General features: G+C 70.2%; 17 protein-coding genes. 9 read left to right on the top strand and 8 right to left on the bottom strand.

Translation table 11 applies throughout. The features are described 5' to 3' along the window. Positions 1 to 129 precede the first annotated feature (129 nt). From EDD92_RS27175 to EDD92_RS27160, 4 genes are all read right to left on the bottom strand, one after another. Positions 130 to 1,569 (bottom strand): ATP-binding protein, encoded by a 1,440-nt coding sequence (locus EDD92_RS27175; RefSeq protein ID WP_123966812.1) that lies wholly within the window; start codon positions 1,567 to 1,569, stop codon positions 130 to 132. Continuing rightward, entirely contained in the window at positions 1,569 to 2,288 is a 720-nt protein-coding gene (locus EDD92_RS27170) for a response regulator transcription factor (RefSeq protein WP_123966811.1), read from the bottom strand. Before EDD92_RS27170 ends, EDD92_RS27175 begins: the two co-directional genes overlap by 1 nt. Positions 2,289 to 2,404: 116 nt before the next feature. Next, positions 2,405 to 2,986: an FMN reductase gene (locus EDD92_RS27165; RefSeq protein ID WP_123966810.1), complete on the bottom strand. Its 582-nt coding sequence runs from the start codon at positions 2,984 to 2,986 to the stop codon at positions 2,405 to 2,407. After that, a complete protein-coding gene (locus tag EDD92_RS27160) occupies positions 2,983 to 4,071 on the bottom strand; it encodes an LLM class flavin-dependent oxidoreductase (RefSeq protein WP_123966809.1) in 1,089 nt (362 codons plus the stop codon). The genes EDD92_RS27165 and EDD92_RS27160 overlap by 4 nt, the downstream gene beginning before the upstream one ends. A gap of 105 nt (positions 4,072 to 4,176) precedes the next feature. Between EDD92_RS27160 and EDD92_RS27155 the strand changes: the two genes are divergently transcribed. Both EDD92_RS27155 and EDD92_RS27150 read left to right on the top strand, forming a co-directional pair. Continuing rightward, positions 4,177 to 4,983: a helix-turn-helix domain-containing protein gene (locus EDD92_RS27155; RefSeq protein WP_123966808.1), complete on the top strand. Its 807-nt coding sequence runs from the start codon at positions 4,177 to 4,179 to the stop codon at positions 4,981 to 4,983. A 46-nt stretch (positions 4,984 to 5,029) separates the two neighbouring features. Continuing rightward, positions 5,030 to 6,436, top strand: coding sequence for an MFS transporter (locus EDD92_RS27150; RefSeq protein WP_123966807.1), 1,407 nt, complete (start codon positions 5,030 to 5,032; stop codon positions 6,434 to 6,436). 7 nt (positions 6,437 to 6,443) lie between these two features. Here the strand turns inward: EDD92_RS27150 and EDD92_RS27145 are convergent, their stop codons facing one another. Further along, positions 6,444 to 7,334, bottom strand: a complete 891-nt coding sequence (locus tag EDD92_RS27145) for an NADP-dependent oxidoreductase (RefSeq protein WP_123966806.1) — start codon at positions 7,332 to 7,334, stop codon at positions 6,444 to 6,446. 131 nt (positions 7,335 to 7,465) lie between these two features. On the opposite strand from EDD92_RS27145, the gene EDD92_RS27140 reads away from it, so the two are divergent. Then, entirely contained in the window at positions 7,466 to 7,867 is a 402-nt protein-coding gene (locus EDD92_RS27140) for a helix-turn-helix domain-containing protein (protein ID WP_123966805.1), read from the top strand. A gap of 60 nt (positions 7,868 to 7,927) precedes the next feature. Here EDD92_RS27140 and EDD92_RS27135 read toward each other — a convergent pair whose 3' ends face one another. After that, a complete protein-coding gene (locus EDD92_RS27135; RefSeq protein ID WP_123966804.1) occupies positions 7,928 to 8,431 on the bottom strand; it encodes a MarR family winged helix-turn-helix transcriptional regulator in 504 nt (167 codons plus the stop codon). Positions 8,432 to 8,496: 65 nt separating this feature from the next. Next, complete coding sequence (locus tag EDD92_RS27130) at positions 8,497 to 8,967, bottom strand: hypothetical protein (protein WP_123966803.1); 471 nt, start codon at positions 8,965 to 8,967, stop codon at positions 8,497 to 8,499. A gap of 119 nt (positions 8,968 to 9,086) precedes the next feature. Here EDD92_RS27130 and EDD92_RS27125 point away from each other — a divergent pair, with 119 nt between their 5' ends. Genes EDD92_RS27125 through EDD92_RS27115 form a run of 4 tightly spaced genes read left to right on the top strand, consistent with a single transcriptional unit; the run spans position 9,087 to position 11,697 of the window. Continuing rightward, positions 9,087 to 9,425, top strand: coding sequence for a YnfA family protein (locus tag EDD92_RS27125; protein WP_030945548.1), 339 nt, complete (start codon positions 9,087 to 9,089; stop codon positions 9,423 to 9,425). 53 nt (positions 9,426 to 9,478) lie between these two features. Continuing rightward, positions 9,479 to 10,252 (top strand): SDR family NAD(P)-dependent oxidoreductase, encoded by a 774-nt coding sequence (locus tag EDD92_RS27120; protein ID WP_123966801.1) that lies wholly within the window; start codon positions 9,479 to 9,481, stop codon positions 10,250 to 10,252. Next, positions 10,252 to 10,404 (top strand): hypothetical protein, encoded by a 153-nt coding sequence (locus EDD92_RS49980; RefSeq protein WP_185124139.1) that lies wholly within the window; start codon positions 10,252 to 10,254, stop codon positions 10,402 to 10,404. Before EDD92_RS27120 ends, EDD92_RS49980 begins: the two co-directional genes overlap by 1 nt. Positions 10,405 to 10,431: 27 nt before the next feature. Next, a complete protein-coding gene (locus EDD92_RS27115) occupies positions 10,432 to 11,697 on the top strand; it encodes a GNAT family N-acetyltransferase (RefSeq protein WP_123966799.1) in 1,266 nt (421 codons plus the stop codon). A gap of 62 nt (positions 11,698 to 11,759) precedes the next feature. Here the strand turns inward: EDD92_RS27115 and EDD92_RS27110 are convergent, their stop codons facing one another. Continuing rightward, a complete protein-coding gene (locus EDD92_RS27110; RefSeq protein WP_123966797.1) occupies positions 11,760 to 12,953 on the bottom strand; it encodes an RtcB family protein in 1,194 nt (397 codons plus the stop codon). Positions 12,954 to 13,170: 217 nt separating this feature from the next. Between EDD92_RS27110 and EDD92_RS27105 the strand changes: the two genes are divergently transcribed. Both EDD92_RS27105 and EDD92_RS27100 read left to right on the top strand, forming a co-directional pair. Next, positions 13,171 to 14,022 carry a DUF3558 domain-containing protein gene (locus EDD92_RS27105; RefSeq protein WP_123966795.1) on the top strand — a complete coding sequence of 284 codons (852 nt, stop codon included), beginning with the start codon at positions 13,171 to 13,173 and terminating at the stop codon, positions 14,020 to 14,022. A 135-nt stretch (positions 14,023 to 14,157) separates the two neighbouring features. Next, positions 14,158 to 15,051: a DUF3558 family protein gene (locus EDD92_RS27100; RefSeq protein WP_399184163.1), complete on the top strand. Its 894-nt coding sequence runs from the start codon at positions 14,158 to 14,160 to the stop codon at positions 15,049 to 15,051. Positions 15,052 to 15,146: the final 95 nt, after the last annotated feature.

The raw sequence follows: 15,146 nt of genomic DNA, 5'->3' as shown, positions 1-15,146 counted from the left end.
ACTGGCAATCGCTTTCCCAACACTCAGGGGACGATCACACGCCGGATCGCGAGTATGTCATGACAGCTTGAGAGTTAAATGGGGTTGAACGGAATGGCCTGTTCCAGTCCCCCGACAGGACAGGCGGCGTCACCCCCCGGCGCCCGCCCCACTCCCCGGCACCCCTCCGACGGTGAACCCGATCACCGCTCCGCCCCCCTCCCGCTGCACCGCGAACGGCGCCCCGCCGTGCGCCATGGCGACCTCCCGCACGATCGACAGGCCCAGCCCGGACCCGGGCAGGGAGCGTGCGTCGGCCGCGCGGTAGAAGCGGTCGAAGATGCGGATCAGGTCACCGTCGGCGATTCCGGGACCGCGGTCGAGGATCTCCACGCGGACCGTGCCCGCGCGAGCGGGCCCGGACACGGCGATCTCGATGGGCCCGGTGCCGTCACGGTCGAACTTGGCCGCGTTCTCGACAAGGTTGGAGATCGCGCGCTGCAGCATCCCGGGCCGGCCGTCGGTTGTCGTGTCGCCGCTCGCCCGGACCGTGATCTGCCGCCCGCTGCGGCGCCGCGCGAGCCCGGCCACGTCCTCCGCGATGTCCGCGAGGTCGACCCGCTGCGGCGGCTCGGTGTCGGACTGCCCGGCCGCCAGGTCCACCAGCTCGTTGACCAGGTCGGTCAGTTCGCGCGCCTCCTGGCCCAGGTCCGCGACCAGCTCGTCACGGGTGGCCGGAGGCAGTTCGTCGATCCGGCGCAGCAGGGAGATGTTCGTACGGAGCGAGGTGAGCGGCGTACGGAGTTCGTGGCCCGCATCCTGGACCAGGCGCCGCTGGTCCTCCTCCGACTGGGCGAGGCGGCCCAGCATGCGGTCGAAGGCGCGGCCGAGGCGGCCCACCTCGTCGTAGCCGGTGACGGGCACCTCGATGCCGAGCCGCCGGGTGCGGGCGACGTCCTCCGCGGCCGAGGTCAGCAGGATCAGACGGCGGGTGATGCGCCGCGCCAGCCACCAGCCGAACAGGCCCGCCGCGATCACCACCGCGCACATCAGGATCAGCGTGCGCTGCTGCAGCGCCCGCAGCAGGTCCTCGGTGTCGCTGAACTCCTGCGCGACCTGCACCGCGCCCCGCCCGTTGCCGAGGGAGACGGTCGCGATGCGGTAGACGTCCGTGTCGACGCCGACGTCCTTGTGCTCCTGCGTCTTCCCCGCGATCTCGTCGGCCGCGATCGCCCGGTCGCGGCCGGTGATCGGCAGCCCCGGACTGCCGGCGTCGACGACCTTGCCGTCCGGCCCCAGCACCTGAACATCCGTACGGGCGGGCCGCACGATGTCGTGCCCCGGCGCCGACACAGAGAAGTCCTCGGGCGTCATCCGGTGCTGGATCACTTCGTCCTGCAGGTCCTGCACGACCTGGTCGAACACGGTCTCCTGGTCCACCCGGACCAGCCGGGCCGCGGCGCTGTACGACAGCACACCGACCAGCACCGTGACGGCAGCGGTGACCGCCGCGAACGACACCGCGAACGTGGTGCGCAGGGAGACCAGCCCAGGCCGCCTTCTCGCCAGCAGCCGCCTGATCCGGCCCACTAGTCTTCCCGCAGCACGTAACCCACACCGCGCACCGTGTGGATCAGCGCGGGTGCGCCCGGCTCGTCGAGCTTGCGGCGCAGATAGCCGACGTACACGGCGAGGTTCTTGGAACCGGGCCCGAAGTCGTAGCCCCAGATGCGGTCGTAGATGGTGGAGTGGTCGAGGACGATTCCGGCGTTCCGCACAAGCAGTTCCAGCAGCTCGAACTCGGTCCGCGTCAGCTCCAGCTCCCGCTCGCCGCGCCAGGCGCGCCGCGCCTGTACGTCCATGCGCAGTCCGGCGGCCTCGATCTGCCGGTCGGAGGCCGCGGGCAGCTCCTTCGGCACGTCGGCCAGGGCGCCGGGGTCCGGGCTGGTCCGCCGCAGCAGCGCGCGCAGCCGCGCGAAGACCTCCTCGACGTCGAACGGCTTGACCACGTAGTCGTCGGCGCCCGCATCCAGGCCCGCGATGCGGTCGGCGGTCTCGACGAGCGCGGTGAGCATGAGGATCGGCGTGCGGTCGCCCTCGGCGCGCAGCACCCGGCAGACCTGCAGTCCGTCGATGCCGGGCATCATGACGTCGAGCAGGAGCACGTCCGGCGGGGTCTTGTGGGCCTGCGCCAGCGCCTCGACGCCGTCGGCGACCGCGGTGACCTGGTAGCCCTCCAGGCTCAGGGCCCGCTCCAGGGCGTGGCGGATGGCGCGGTCGTCTTCGGCGAGCAGCACAGTTGGGGGCACGCCCCCAGTGTGCCAAGGGCCCTGAGTGCCATGACGTGATGAGCAACTCACCCGGGGCCCTTCTTACTGGCCTCTCACCCCGGAGGCGCAACCAAGGCCGCGCCCCTACCGTCTTCTCACCCCGCGGGCCGCAGTGCGGCGAGCTGCTGCTCGAAGGGTACGAATCCGGGTTCCGCGGGCCGGGCGGTGAGCCCGTTCATCAGTCCCGCCAGCTCCCCTGCGGCCCGCTCGATCCGTCCGTCCAGGCCTTGCGCGCCCCAGTCCTCCGAGGCGGCGTAGACGCCCGTCGGGACGACCACGGCCCGCAGGTACGCGAACAGCGGACGCAGCGCGTGCTCCAGCACCAGCGAGTGCCGGGCCGTGCCGCCCGTGGCCGCGATCAGCACTGGCTTGCCCGCCAGGGCCTCCGGCTCGATCACGTCGAAGAAGGACTTGAACAGTCCGCTGTACGACGCCGAGAACACGGGAGTGACGACGATCAGCCCATCCGCCGCCGTGACGGAGTCGATCGCGGCGGACAGTGCCCGCCCGGGGAACCCGTTGGTGAAATTGTGCGCGATCTCGACGGCGAGGTCGCGCAACTCCACGACCTGGACGTCGACCGGGGTCTGCCGGCCCACGGCCGCGGCCAGCCGGTCGCCCAGCAGCCGGGTGGACGACGGGACGCTCAGCCCCGCCGAGACGACGACGAGCTTCATGCGACGGTCTCCTTCCGCGTGGCGGCGAGCAGGGACGCGTGCGTCGGCGCCTCGGGCACGTCCGCGGGACGGCCCGCCGCGAACTCCTTCCGCAGCACCGGCACGACCTCCTCGCCGAGCATGTCGAGCTGCTCCAGCACGCTCTTCAGCGGCAGCCCGGCGTGGTCCACCAGGAACAGCTGGCGCTGGTAGTCACCGGCGTACTCCCGGAAGGACAGGGTCTTCTCGATCACCTGCTGGGGGGAGCCGACGGTGAGCGGCGTCTGGTCCGTGAAGTCCTCCAGGGAGGGCCCGTGGCCGTAGACCGGCGCGTTGTCGAAGTACGGCCGGAACTCCCGCACCGCGTCCTGCGAGTTGTGCCGCATGAACACCTGCCCGCCGAGGCCCACGATCGCCTGCTCGGGGGTGCCGTGCCCGTAGTGCGCATAGCGGGACCGGTACAGCTCGACCATCCGCTTGGTGTGGTCGGCCGGCCAGAAGATGTTGTTGTGGAAGAAGCCGTCGCCGTAGTACGCGGCCTGCTCGGCGATCTCGGGCGAGCGGATCGAGCCGTGCCAGACGAACGGCGGGACACCGTCCAGCGGCCGCGGCGTCGACGTGAAGCCCTGCAGCGGTGTACGGAACTTCCCCTCCCAGTTCACGACGTCCTCGCGCCACAGCCGGCGCAGGAGGGCGTAGTTCTCGATCGCGAGGTTGATGCCCTCGCGGATGTCCTGGCCGAACCACGGATACACCGGTCCGGTGTTGCCGCGGCCCATCATCAGGTCCACCCGGCCGTCGGCCAGGTGCTGGAGCATCGCGAAGTCCTCGGCGATCTTCACCGGGTCGTTGGTGGTGATGAGGGTCGTGGAGGTGGAGAGGATCAGCTTCTCGGTCTGCGCCGCGACGTAGCCGAGCATCGTGGTCGGCGAGGACGGCACGAACGGCGGGTTGTGGTGCTCACCGGTCGCGAAGACGTCGAGGCCGACCTCCTCGGCCTTCAGCGCGATGGCGACCATGGCCTTGATGCGCTCGCGCTCGGTCGGCGTACGCCCGGTGGTCGGGTCCGGCGTGACGTCGCCGACGCTGAAGATCCCGAACTGCATGGTCGCTCAACCTCCAAGTTGTTGACCGTTCAACTATAGCCGCTCAACGGTCGCCCCCGCCCCCTTATTCCGGCGATTGTCAGTGCTCCGTCCTACGATCCCGACATGGCCGCCCCACGCCGTGACACCCGAGGCATAGTCGGCGCAGCGGACTTCCTCGCGCGCGTGGACTTCCGCCGCCCGGACCCCGCCGAGCCGCTGCGCCGCCATGTCGAGCACTACTGGCTGATCGACTGGGACCTGGACGAGCCGTACGTCTCGCACGTGGTCCCGCACCCCGCGGTCCACATCGTCTTCCAGCAGTTCGCGGACCAGGAGCCGTTCGTCGAGGTCACCGGCGTCCAGCAGGGGCTCTTCGCGCAGAAGCTGGAGGGGCGCGGCCGGGTGTGCGGCATCAAGTTCCGGCCCGGCGGCTTCCGCCCCTTCGCGCCCGCGCAGGCGGTGAGCGAGTGGACTGGCCGACGGGTCCGCTCCCCCGAGGCCTTCCCGACCGCGGATCTCGCGGCCGTCCTCACCCCGGCCGACGAGGACGCCCGGATCGCCGCCCTCGACACCTTCCTGCTCTCCCTCTCCCCCCGCCCCGACCCCCAGGCCGACCTGGCGATGACGCTGGTCGAGCGCATCCGCACCGACCGCACGATCCGCCGCGTCGCCGACTTCGCCCGCACCGAGGGGATGTCCGTACGGCTGCTGCAGCGACTGTTCGCCGGGTACGTCGGCGTGGGCCCGAAGTGGGTCATCCTGCGCTACCGCATCCACGAGGCCCTGGAGCACGCGGAGACGGACCGCGAGGTCGACTGGGCGGCCCTGGCGGCCGACCTCGGCTATGCCGACCAGGCCCATCTGGTACGGGACTTCACAGCCACGGTCGGTGTGCCGCCGACCGCCTACGCAGCCAGAATCTCCGGCTGACGAAACCCCCTTGACGCCAGGCGGCTCCCCATGGATATTCATCTGCGTGACGCAGACTCTTCGTAACGCAACAGAAAGACATCCGCTCTCCGCCCGTGCCCGCTGGGCCGTCCTCGCCGTCGTGCTCGCCGCCGACGTCCTCGACCTCCTCGACGCGACGATCACCAACATCGCCGCCCCCACCATCACCCGGGACCTCGGCGGCGGCGCCGGCCTCGTCCAGTGGCTGGGTGCCTCCTACGCCCTCGCACTCGGTGTGCTGCTGGTGCCCGGCGGACGCCTCGGCGACAAGTACGGGCGCCGGCGGCTGTTCCTGACCGGACTCGCCGGGTTCGTCGCCGCCTCGCTGGCCTGCGGGCTCGCCCCGAACCCCACCGCACTCGTCGTCGCCCGGCTCGTCCAGGGCGCCTTCGGGGCGCTCGTCATCCCGCAGGGCTTCGGCATCCTCGGCGCGACCTGGCCGCGCGAGGAGATCGGCAAGGCGTTCAGCCTCTTCGGACCGGTCATGGGCCTGTCCGCGGTCGGCGGCCCGATCCTCGCCGGCTTCCTCGTCGACGCCGACCTCGCGGGCCTCGGCTGGCGCCCCATGTTCCTGATCAACCTGCTCCTCGGCGGCGCCGCCCTGCTCGCCGCCGCCCGGCTCCTCCCCCGCGACACCGGCGACCCGTCCGTCTCCGTGGACGTCACGGGTGCGGCCCTGCTCGGCGGCGCGATGCTCGGCCTGCTCGGCGGCCTCATCGACGGCTCGGCGTCCGGCTGGACCTCCCGCCCGCTCGCCCTGCTCCTCCTCGGCCTCGCGCTGTTCGCCGCCTTCTGCCACCGCCAGCGCACCGCCGCCGAACCCCTGATCCGCCCGACCCTGCTGCGCAACCGCGGCTTCACCTCGGGCCTGGTCCTCGGCGTCCTCGCCTTCGCCGCGGTCGCCGGCCTCCTCTACGTGGTCTCCCTCCACCTCCAGCGCGGCCTCGGCCGCTCCCCCGCCGGCACCGCACTCGGCCTGATCCCGCTCTCCGCGGGCATCGTCGTCGCGTCCATCGCCTGCTACCGGCTGATCCACACCTACGGCCGACGGCTCGTCGTCGCCGGGCTGCTGATGATCCTGGGCGGCTGCGGCTGGCTCGCCCTCCTCCCCGAAGGGTCCGGCTGGACCCTCGTCCCGCCCCTCCTGCTGACCGGCCTCGGCATGGGCACCTGCTTCGGCACGGTCTACGACGTCACCATCGGCGACATCGCCCCCGACGAGGCCGGCAGCGCGAGCGGCTCCCTCAACGCGGTGCAGCAGCTCGCCAACGCGATCGGCGCGGCAGCCGTGACGACCGTGTACTTCAAGGCGGTCGACGGCGGCGAGACCCATGCCCTGCTCGTGAGCCTCGCCGTGGTCGCCGCGGCCGTCACCCTCTGCCTGCCCCTCGTACGGCTGCTGCCGCGCAAGGCCCCCGAGGGGGACCACTAGGCAGGACCTAGGGGACAAGAACCAACCGGCCGCGCACCCCGCCCTCCGCCAGGCGGGCGTGCGCCTTCGCCGCGTCCTCCAGGGCGTACGTCTCGGCCACCCGCAACGTCAGCACCCCCTCGTCCACCAGCCCCGCCAGCTCGGCCAGCCGCGCCCCGTCGGCGCTCACCTCCACCGCACCGGTCCGCACGCCGCGCACGGACGCCGGGGCCGCCTGCGGGATGACGCCGACGTACGCGCCCCCGTCCCGCACCCACTCCAGAGCCGCCTCGCCGAGGATCGCCGCGTCCAGCACGGCGTCGACGCTCCCCGTTCCGACGGCACCGGACGTGAAGTGCGCGGCCCCCAGAGACCGTACGAGCTCCTCGTCGTCCTCCCTGGCCAGCGCGGTCACGGCCACCCCCCGGCGGGCGGCGAGCTGGACGGCGAACCCGCCGACCGCACCCGCAGCCCCCGTCACCAGCAGCGACTGCCCCGGCGTCAACTCCAGCAGGTCCAGGGCCTGTACGGCGGTCAGGGCGTTGAGCGGCAGGGTCGCCGCGTGCACGGCGTCCACCGTGGCCGGCGCCTTGGCGACCGCGTCCGTGTCGACGACGACGTACTCGGCGTGCGTGCCCAGCGGCTGCACCATGCCGTAATCCAGCGCCACCACCTCGTCGCCGACACTCCACGCAGCGGCCACCCCCGTCGCGTCCACCGTCCCGGCGACGTCCCAGCCGAACCCGATCTGCTTGCCCGCGCCCCCGAAGGCACCGGCCCGCACTCCCGCGTCCACCGGGTTCAGCGCGGCCGCCGCGACCCTGATCCGCACCTGCCTGGCCGCCGGCTCGGGCACATCCACGTCCACGACCTCCACGGCCTCGGGCCCGCCGAACGTCCTCACCACTGCAGCACGCATGGTCATTTCTCCCGTAAAGACTCTTCGAATGGTTTCGCTTGGTTTCGCTCTGCGTGCAACAACCCTAGGAAGAGTTACTATCCAGGAGGAAGTAGTTACCTGGAGGTGCCTACCTCACCGGGAGGAGAGCCATGGCGACCATGACCGCGGCCCAGAAGCGCGAACAGGCCCGCGTGGAGTACGACGCGTTCCTCCGCGCCTGCCCCACCAACCAGCTCCTCGACCGCCTCAGCGACAAATGGGTCAGCCTCGTCCTCGCGGCCCTCGCCTCCGGACCCATGCGCTACAGCGACCTCAGCCGCAAGATCGCGGGCGTCAGCCCCAAGATGCTGACGCAGACGCTGCGTTCACTGGAACGCGACGGCATCCTCACCCGCACGGTCACCCCGTCCGTACCGGTCCGCGTCGACTACGAACTCACCGAACTCGGCGGCAGCCTCGCCCAGTTGCTGACCGCGGTGAAGACCTGGGCCGAAACCCACTTCGACGAGGTCCACGAGGCACGCGAACGCTACGACGCCGCCGGGACCTAGGGCCTCTCGTTTGGATCAGCTCGGCGTCACGGGGTCTGGGCGGCATCAAGGCACCGTTCCCTACAGCCGACCTGATCCAAACGACAGGCCCTGGACCTCGCCCGCCCGCAGCCGCGCGACCTGCTGCGCACTGAACTCCACCGTGCGCCGCATGTGCCCGATGACCACGGCGAGTTCGGCGTCGTCCAGCTCCTCGATGAGGGCGGACCAGCCACCGCCCAGCCGGTCCCACATCCGCCCGAACTCGGCGATCCGCTCCGGCACGGTCACCACCAGCACCCGCCGCCGGTCCTCCGCGTCCCGCTCCCGTACGACGTAGCCCGCCTTCTCCAGCCGGTCCACCAGCCGCGTCGCCGACCCGGTCGTCAGCCCCGTCATCTCCGCGATCCGGCCGCTGGTCACCGGCCCGCCCTCCAGCGTCAGCAGGTTCAGACACTGAAGATCGGTGGGGTGCAGCCCCAGATGGTCGGCCACGGCCTGGTTGAAAAGGGCGTACGAGGCCATGTAGCGACGCGAGACACCGTCCAGCTCGTCGAGCAGCCGCTCCCGCACGTTCCCGGCCATGCCCCGCTCCTCTTCGCCCCACTGCGTCTGCGCCGTGCAGAGATCGTACGACGCAGCCTCCTTAGTCAGAAGGAGTACTCGTCCCCGGTAGCGAGCACCAGCACCCGCGCGCGGTCGTTGTGCCGATGGCGGTCGACGGTACCCCCGTTCCATGCCGTGTCGATCTCCACCCGCACCTCGGACGGCGCGCCCCGCAGCCGTACCCGCAACCGGATCTGCCGGGCCACCGCCTTCGCGCCCAGCGCCCCCACCCGGCACAGCATCACCCGCGCCCCCGACCGCACACACCCGGCCGGCAGGCTCTGCCTGTTCACCGGCGCCACCGACCAGCGCAGCCGCACCGTCGCGTCCGGCACGGCGGACGGCCCGTAATTGCGCGGCGTGAGCCGCAGGTCCACACGGCCGCCGACCATGGACACAACACCGTGATACGCAAGATCGGCCTCCGGAGCACCGACGGCACCGCCGGGCAGAGCCGCCGCCAGCACCACCCCCAGCGCGGCAGCCCCGACCACAGGAACCCGCATCCTCCGCATACCGCCACTCCTCACTCCACGCAGTCGTACGGATGTATCCCACGCGGAGCGCGGGGCAGGCGCCGTCCAACAGGTGACAGCACGGCTGCCGACGGCGGCAGACATGCCAAGCTGCGGGCATGCTCGTCGCCCGCTCCGCCGCCCTCTTCGTCGTCGCCGCCCTCTTCGAGATCGGCGGCGCCTGGCTGGTCTGGCAGGGCGTGCGGGAGCACCGCGGCTGGCTGTGGATCACCGGCGGCATCCTCGCCCTCGGCGCCTACGGCTTCGTCGCCACCTTCCAGCCCGACGCCCACTTCGGCCGCATCCTCGCCGCATACGGCGGCATCTTCGTGGCCGGCTCGATCCTGTGGGGCATGGTCGCCGACGGCTACCGCCCCGACCGCTGGGACGTGACGGGCGCGCTGGTGTGCCTGGCCGGCATGGCTCTCATCATGTGGGCGCCGCGGAACGGCGGCTGAGCCTCACCTACGCTGGACGGAGCCGACCGCCGACCGAACACCAGGAGCACCGCATGGCACCCGCACCGTCCGCCGCCTCCCGCATCGCCGTCGTGACGGGTGCGAGCAGCGGAATCGGCGCCGCCACGGCCCGGCAGCTCGCCGCGGCCGGCTACCGGGTCGTCCTCACCGCCCGCCGCAAGGACCGTATCGAGGCACTGGCGGAGGAGATCAACGCGGCGGGCCACCAGGCCACGGCGTACCAGCTGGACGTCACCGACCGCACGGCCGTGGACGAGTTCGCCACCGCCTTCAAGACGATCGGCGTCCTGGTCAACAACGCGGGCGGCGCACTCGGCGCCGACCCGGTCGCCACCGGCGACCCGGCCGACTGGCGCGCGATGTACGAGACGAACGTCATCGGCACTCTGAACGTCACCCAGGCCCTCCTGCCCAAGCTGGTGGCGAGCGGCGACGGCACGGTCGTGATCCTCTCCTCCACCGCGGGCCTCAGCACCTACGAGGGCGGCGCGGGCTATGTCGCCGCCAAGCACGGCGAACACGTCCTCGCCGAGACCCTCCGCCTCGAGATCGTCGGCCAGCCGGTCCGCGTCATCGAGATCGCCCCCGGCATGGTCAAGACCGACGAGTTCGCCCTCACCCGCTTCGGCGGCGACCAGGAGAAGGCCACGAAGGTCTACGAGGGCGTGGCCGAACCCCTCACGGCCGACGACGTCGCGGACACCATCACCTGGGCCGTCACCCGCCCCCACCACGTCAACGTCGACCTCCTGGTCCTGCGCCCGCGCGCCCAGGCGTCGAACACGAAGGTCCACAGGGAGCTGTGATGACACAGGACGCCGAGCGGGAGGCCGAGCAGCAGCGCCTGCGGCTGGAGAAGAAACGCGAGCGCTACGTCTGGTACTACCTCGCGTACTTCCTCTTCGGCATCCACATCGTCGCGTTCGTGATGATCTACGCGGTACTGCACGCGAAGTAGACGTACAGCAACGTAGAGTCACAGCCTGTGGACAGACACATACCTTTCGACGGGCTGCACAACTTCCGTGACCTGGGCGGTTATTCGACCCCCGACGGCCACCGGATCCGCCCCGGCCGCCTGTACCGGGCCGACTCACTGGGCAAGCTGCGGCGGGGCACAGAGGACTGGTCCCACTTCCTCGCCCTCGGCATCCGCACCGTCATCGACCTCCGCCACCCCTGGGAGATCGAGGCCCGCGGCCGCGTCCCGGACCACGCGTCCTTCGCCTACCACAACCTCAGCATCGAGCACCGCCCGTACAACCAGGCGGCCCTCGCCCCCGACATCGATCCGGGCCCGTACCTGGCGGAACGCTACCTGGAGGTGGCGCAGGACGGGGTGAAGGAGATCCGCCGGGCCCTGGAACTGGTGGCGGAGTCGGCGGAATCTGCGACCCCCCTGGTCTTCCACTGCGCCTCGGGCAAGGACCGCACAGGCCAACTGGCAGCGCTGGTCCTGGAATTGCTGGACATCCCGGAAGCCACCCTCATCGAGGACTACAGCCTCACCGAACTGGCCGCCCCGGACATCCTGGCCGCCTGGAAGTCGAACAACGACGGCCGCGAACCGACCTGGCTGGGCTTCGGCCGCGCCCCACACTCGGCGATGCGCACCTTCCTCACCTCGCTGAAGGCCCGCTACGGCTCGACCGAGGCCTACGTCACCCAGGAACTCTCCCTGGACGCAAAGGCCCTGTCGACAACCCTCCGCACAGCCCTCCTGGAACCCCCGCCCACCACCTGGCCGCCCCTGACCTACCGCAAGGCGACCCCACCCGACGCCCCCACCCTCGTCCGCCTCCGCGACACGGCCGCCCTCTCGCAACTGGCCCGGGGAATCGACCAATGGAAGCCGGGCGAAAAGGACGAGACCCACTTCCGCACCCGCATGCGGGAGGGCGAAGTCTGGCTGGCCCACGCAGGCCCCCACCTCGCCGGCGCCTGGGAACTCTGGTGGGACGACCCGGCAGCCTGGGGCCCCCGCCCCGCGGACGCGGGCTACATCCACCGCCTGATGACCACCCCGCACACGGCTCCGCCCGGAACAGGCCGCCGAATGCTGACGGAGGCGGAATCCCGCATCGCCGCCACAGGCCGCCCGTACGCCCGCCTCGACTGCCTGTCCTCCAACCCCCGCCTGCGCACGTACTACGAGTCGGCGGGCTACGAGGTCGTCGGCGAACAGCGGGCAAAGGACGGCGGGTCGGGCAGCCCGTACGCGGTGACGCTGCTGGAGAAACGGCTCCATTGACGCAATGGGGGCCCGAACCGGATGGCTCGGGCCCCCATGGGCGCGCACAGCCTTCAGCCGCGTCAGCCCTTCACACAGACGACCTGCTTCAGCTTCGCCACGACCTCGACCAGGTCCCGCTGCTGATCGATGACCTGATCGATCGGCTTGTAGGCACCCGGGATCTCGTCCACGACACCGGAGTCCTTACGGCACTCCACGCCCCGCGTCTGCTCCTCCAGGTCCTTCGTCGAGAAGCGCCGCTTCGCCGCGTTGCGGCTCATGCGCCGACCGGCGCCGTGCGAGGCCGAGTTGAAGGCCTTCTCGTTGCCGAGGCCCTTCACGATGTACGAGCCCGTGCCCATGGAACCGGGGATGATCCCGTACTCGCCGGAACCCGCGCGGATCGCGCCCTTGCGGGTGACGAGCAGGTCCATGCCCTCGTAGCGCTCTTCGGCAACGTAGTTGTGATGAGCACTGATCTCGGGCTCGAAGGTCGGCTTCGCCTTCCGGAACTCCTTGCGGATCACGTCCTTCAGGAGCGCCATCATCAGGGTGCGGTTGTACTTCGCGTACTCCTGCGCCCAGAAGAGGTCGTTCCGGTAGGCCGCCATCTGCGGGGTGTCCGCCACGAAGACAGCGAGGTCACGGTCGACCAGGCCCTGGTTGTGCGGGAGCTTCTGGGCCACGCCGATGTGGAACTCGGCGAGTTCCTTGCCGATGTTCCGCGATCCCGAGTGCAGCATCAACCAAACGGAACCGGTCGTATCTGTGCATACTTCGACGAAGTGGTTGCCGCTTCCGAGCGTACCCATCTGCTTTTCGGCACGTTCATGACGGAATTTGACCGCTTCGGCGATCCCGTCGAACCGCCCCCAGAAGTCGTCCCACCCGGCCGTACCGAACCCGTGCAGCCGCCCCGGATCGACAGGATCGTCATGCATCCCCCGCCCCACCGGAATAGCCTGCTCGATCTTCGACCGAAGCCGCGAAAGATCCCCCGGCAGATCATTGACGGTCAGCGACGTCTTGACGGCAGACATCCCGCACCCGATGTCCACCCCCACCGCCGCAGGACACACAGCCCCCTGCATGGCGATGACGGATCCGACCGTCGCCCCCTTCCCGTAATGCACGTCCGGCATCACGGCCAGGCCCTTGATCCACGGCAGCGTCGCGACATTGCGGAGCTGCTGCAGGGCCACGTCCTCGACCGTCGTCGGGTCGGTCCACATGCGGATCGGGACCTTCGCGCCCGGCATCTCTACGTACGACATATCGTCCCCATTCCCCCGAAAACATGACAGAAGTCTTAGATCGCAAAACCAGCGCCAAGGTCAATGAAAAAGGACAACGGACCGGCGTCCACGGCAGTGCGTGCGATACACATTGTCTCCAGGGGACGCCCCCGCGCGGCAAGCGATTAACCAGCGGGGACACTGGTAGACCCGGTCCAGCAACGGCCACAGAGCCACCGTCGAGAGGAGCCCGACCGTGCAGCGGAAGGCGTACGTATCCGGCGTCGCCGCGCTCCTCGTGGCGCTGCTGGCAGGCTGCACAGGCGGTTCGGGCGGTGGCGGCGCGACGGATGACGCGAACCCGGGTGAGGCCGGTACGGCGAGTGTCGTGGCGCAGCCGGGGAAGTACCGCACGCTGCCGGGTCCGTGCAGTGCGGTGAGTCATGACACGCTCGACTCGCTGCTGCCCGGCATCAAGCAGATCGCGGACGAGGACCAGCAGGAGAAGGCCTACGAGGGCGACGCCACGCTCGCGTACGACAACGACCGCAAGGCCGGTTGCCGGTGGAAGGTGGACTCGACGACCGCGACCGACCGGCTGCTGGTCGATTTCGAGCGTGTCGTCTCCTATGACAACTCGGTGAGCGACGACACCCAGGCACAGGAGTTGTTCGCGGAGAAGGAGACGGCGGCCGACCTGCCCGAGCCGACGAGTTCGGACAGCGGTTCCGGCTCCGCTTCCACTCCCAGTGCCGGTGCCAGTGAAAGTGCCAGTGCCAGTTCGAGTCCCAGTGCCGATTCCAGTTCCTCGGCCTCGGTCTCCCCTTCCGGCTCCGAGTCCGCCTCCTCGTCCGCGGCCCCGGCCAATCTCCAGCCCCGCACTCTCGACGATCTCGGTGACGAGGCGTTCCTGGACGACGTTCTGAGCGGCTCGGGTTCGACGGCGCGGCAGCGCACGGTGACTGTGGTGTTCCGCACGTCCAACGTCATTGTGACCATCGAGTACGAGGAGCAGCCGGCTGCTGTCGGCGCTGTGCCGGACAGCAAGGAAATGCAGGACAGGGCCCGGAATCTGGCTGCGCAGCTGGCGGACACGCTGGGTGGTTAGGGGTCGTTCGGGTGCCTCGGGCGCCCCTTCGTAAAGCTGAGGAAGCGGAAGCACACAGTTTCCTCACCGCGTACGGTGGCTCCTCGGACCCGATCCGCCGACCTCAGGAACCACAGCGTCATGAGTGAAGGAACCATGCAGCGACCAGCAGAGCGAGACCAGCGCAACGGGCGAGAGAAGCGTGCGAGGCGGTCAGGCCGTCTGCTTGCGGGCGCGGTCGCAGTCCCCGTGATGGTGTTCGCCGCCGGCTGCTCCTCGGACTCCGGCTCCGGTGACGGGGGGAGCAAGGGCGCGAGCGCCGGTGAGACGGCGGCGGCGACGGCGAGCACGGCGCCGACGGTGCAGGCGGCCGCGTACAAGAAGTTGCCGGATTCGTGTGGGGTGTTGTCGAAGAAGACGCTGACCTCGCTCGTGCCGAAGGGTGTCAAGTCCGGCAAGGCGGGCAAGTCCGGCGATACGGCGACGCGGGCGAGCTGCTCGTGGAGCAGTCTGGACAACAACGGCGTGAAGGGCTCGCAGTTCCGCTGGCTCAATGTGTCGTTGCTGCGCTTCGAGTCGGATGCCACGCGTGGTGAGGGCGACCAGTTGGCGCACGCGTACTTCGAGAAGCAGGTGACGGACGCCAAGGCGGCTCAGGGCGCGAAGAACCTGAAGTCGGAGCCGGTCGCCGGGACGGGCGCCGAGGCGACGCTGGTGCGCTACGACCTGAAGAAGAAGGAAGGCTCCTTCAAGCAGCAGACGGTGGTGACGCGCGTCGAGAACGTCGTGATCACGCTCGACTACAACGGTGCGGGCCTGGCCGGTGAGAAGACCCCGAGCGCGGATGCACTGGTGAAGGTCGCGGAGGCGGCGGCCAAGGAGGCCGTGGCCTCGGTGTCGGCGGCGAACGGTGCCGGCGGCACAGGCACGGGCAGTGGTGCGGGCACGGCGAAGCCCTCGCCGTCGAAGTCGGCCTCGAAGTCGGCGTCCCCGTCTCCTTCGAAGTCCGCTTCGGCCTCTCCGTCCTCCTCAGCGTCCAAGAAGAGCTGACTGTCACATCTGGGCTGGGTCTGGACGCCAACTCGCAGCTCAACACCGCTTTTTGACGGAGCCCGGCCCCATTCGGGGACCGGGCTCCACCCGTA

This window comes from Streptomyces sp. TLI_185 (assembly GCF_003814765.1).
Taxonomy (GTDB): domain Bacteria; phylum Actinomycetota; class Actinomycetes; order Streptomycetales; family Streptomycetaceae; genus Streptomyces.
The sequence above is the reverse complement of the archived record's forward strand: the minus strand, read 5'-3'. Positions and strand labels throughout refer to the sequence as shown.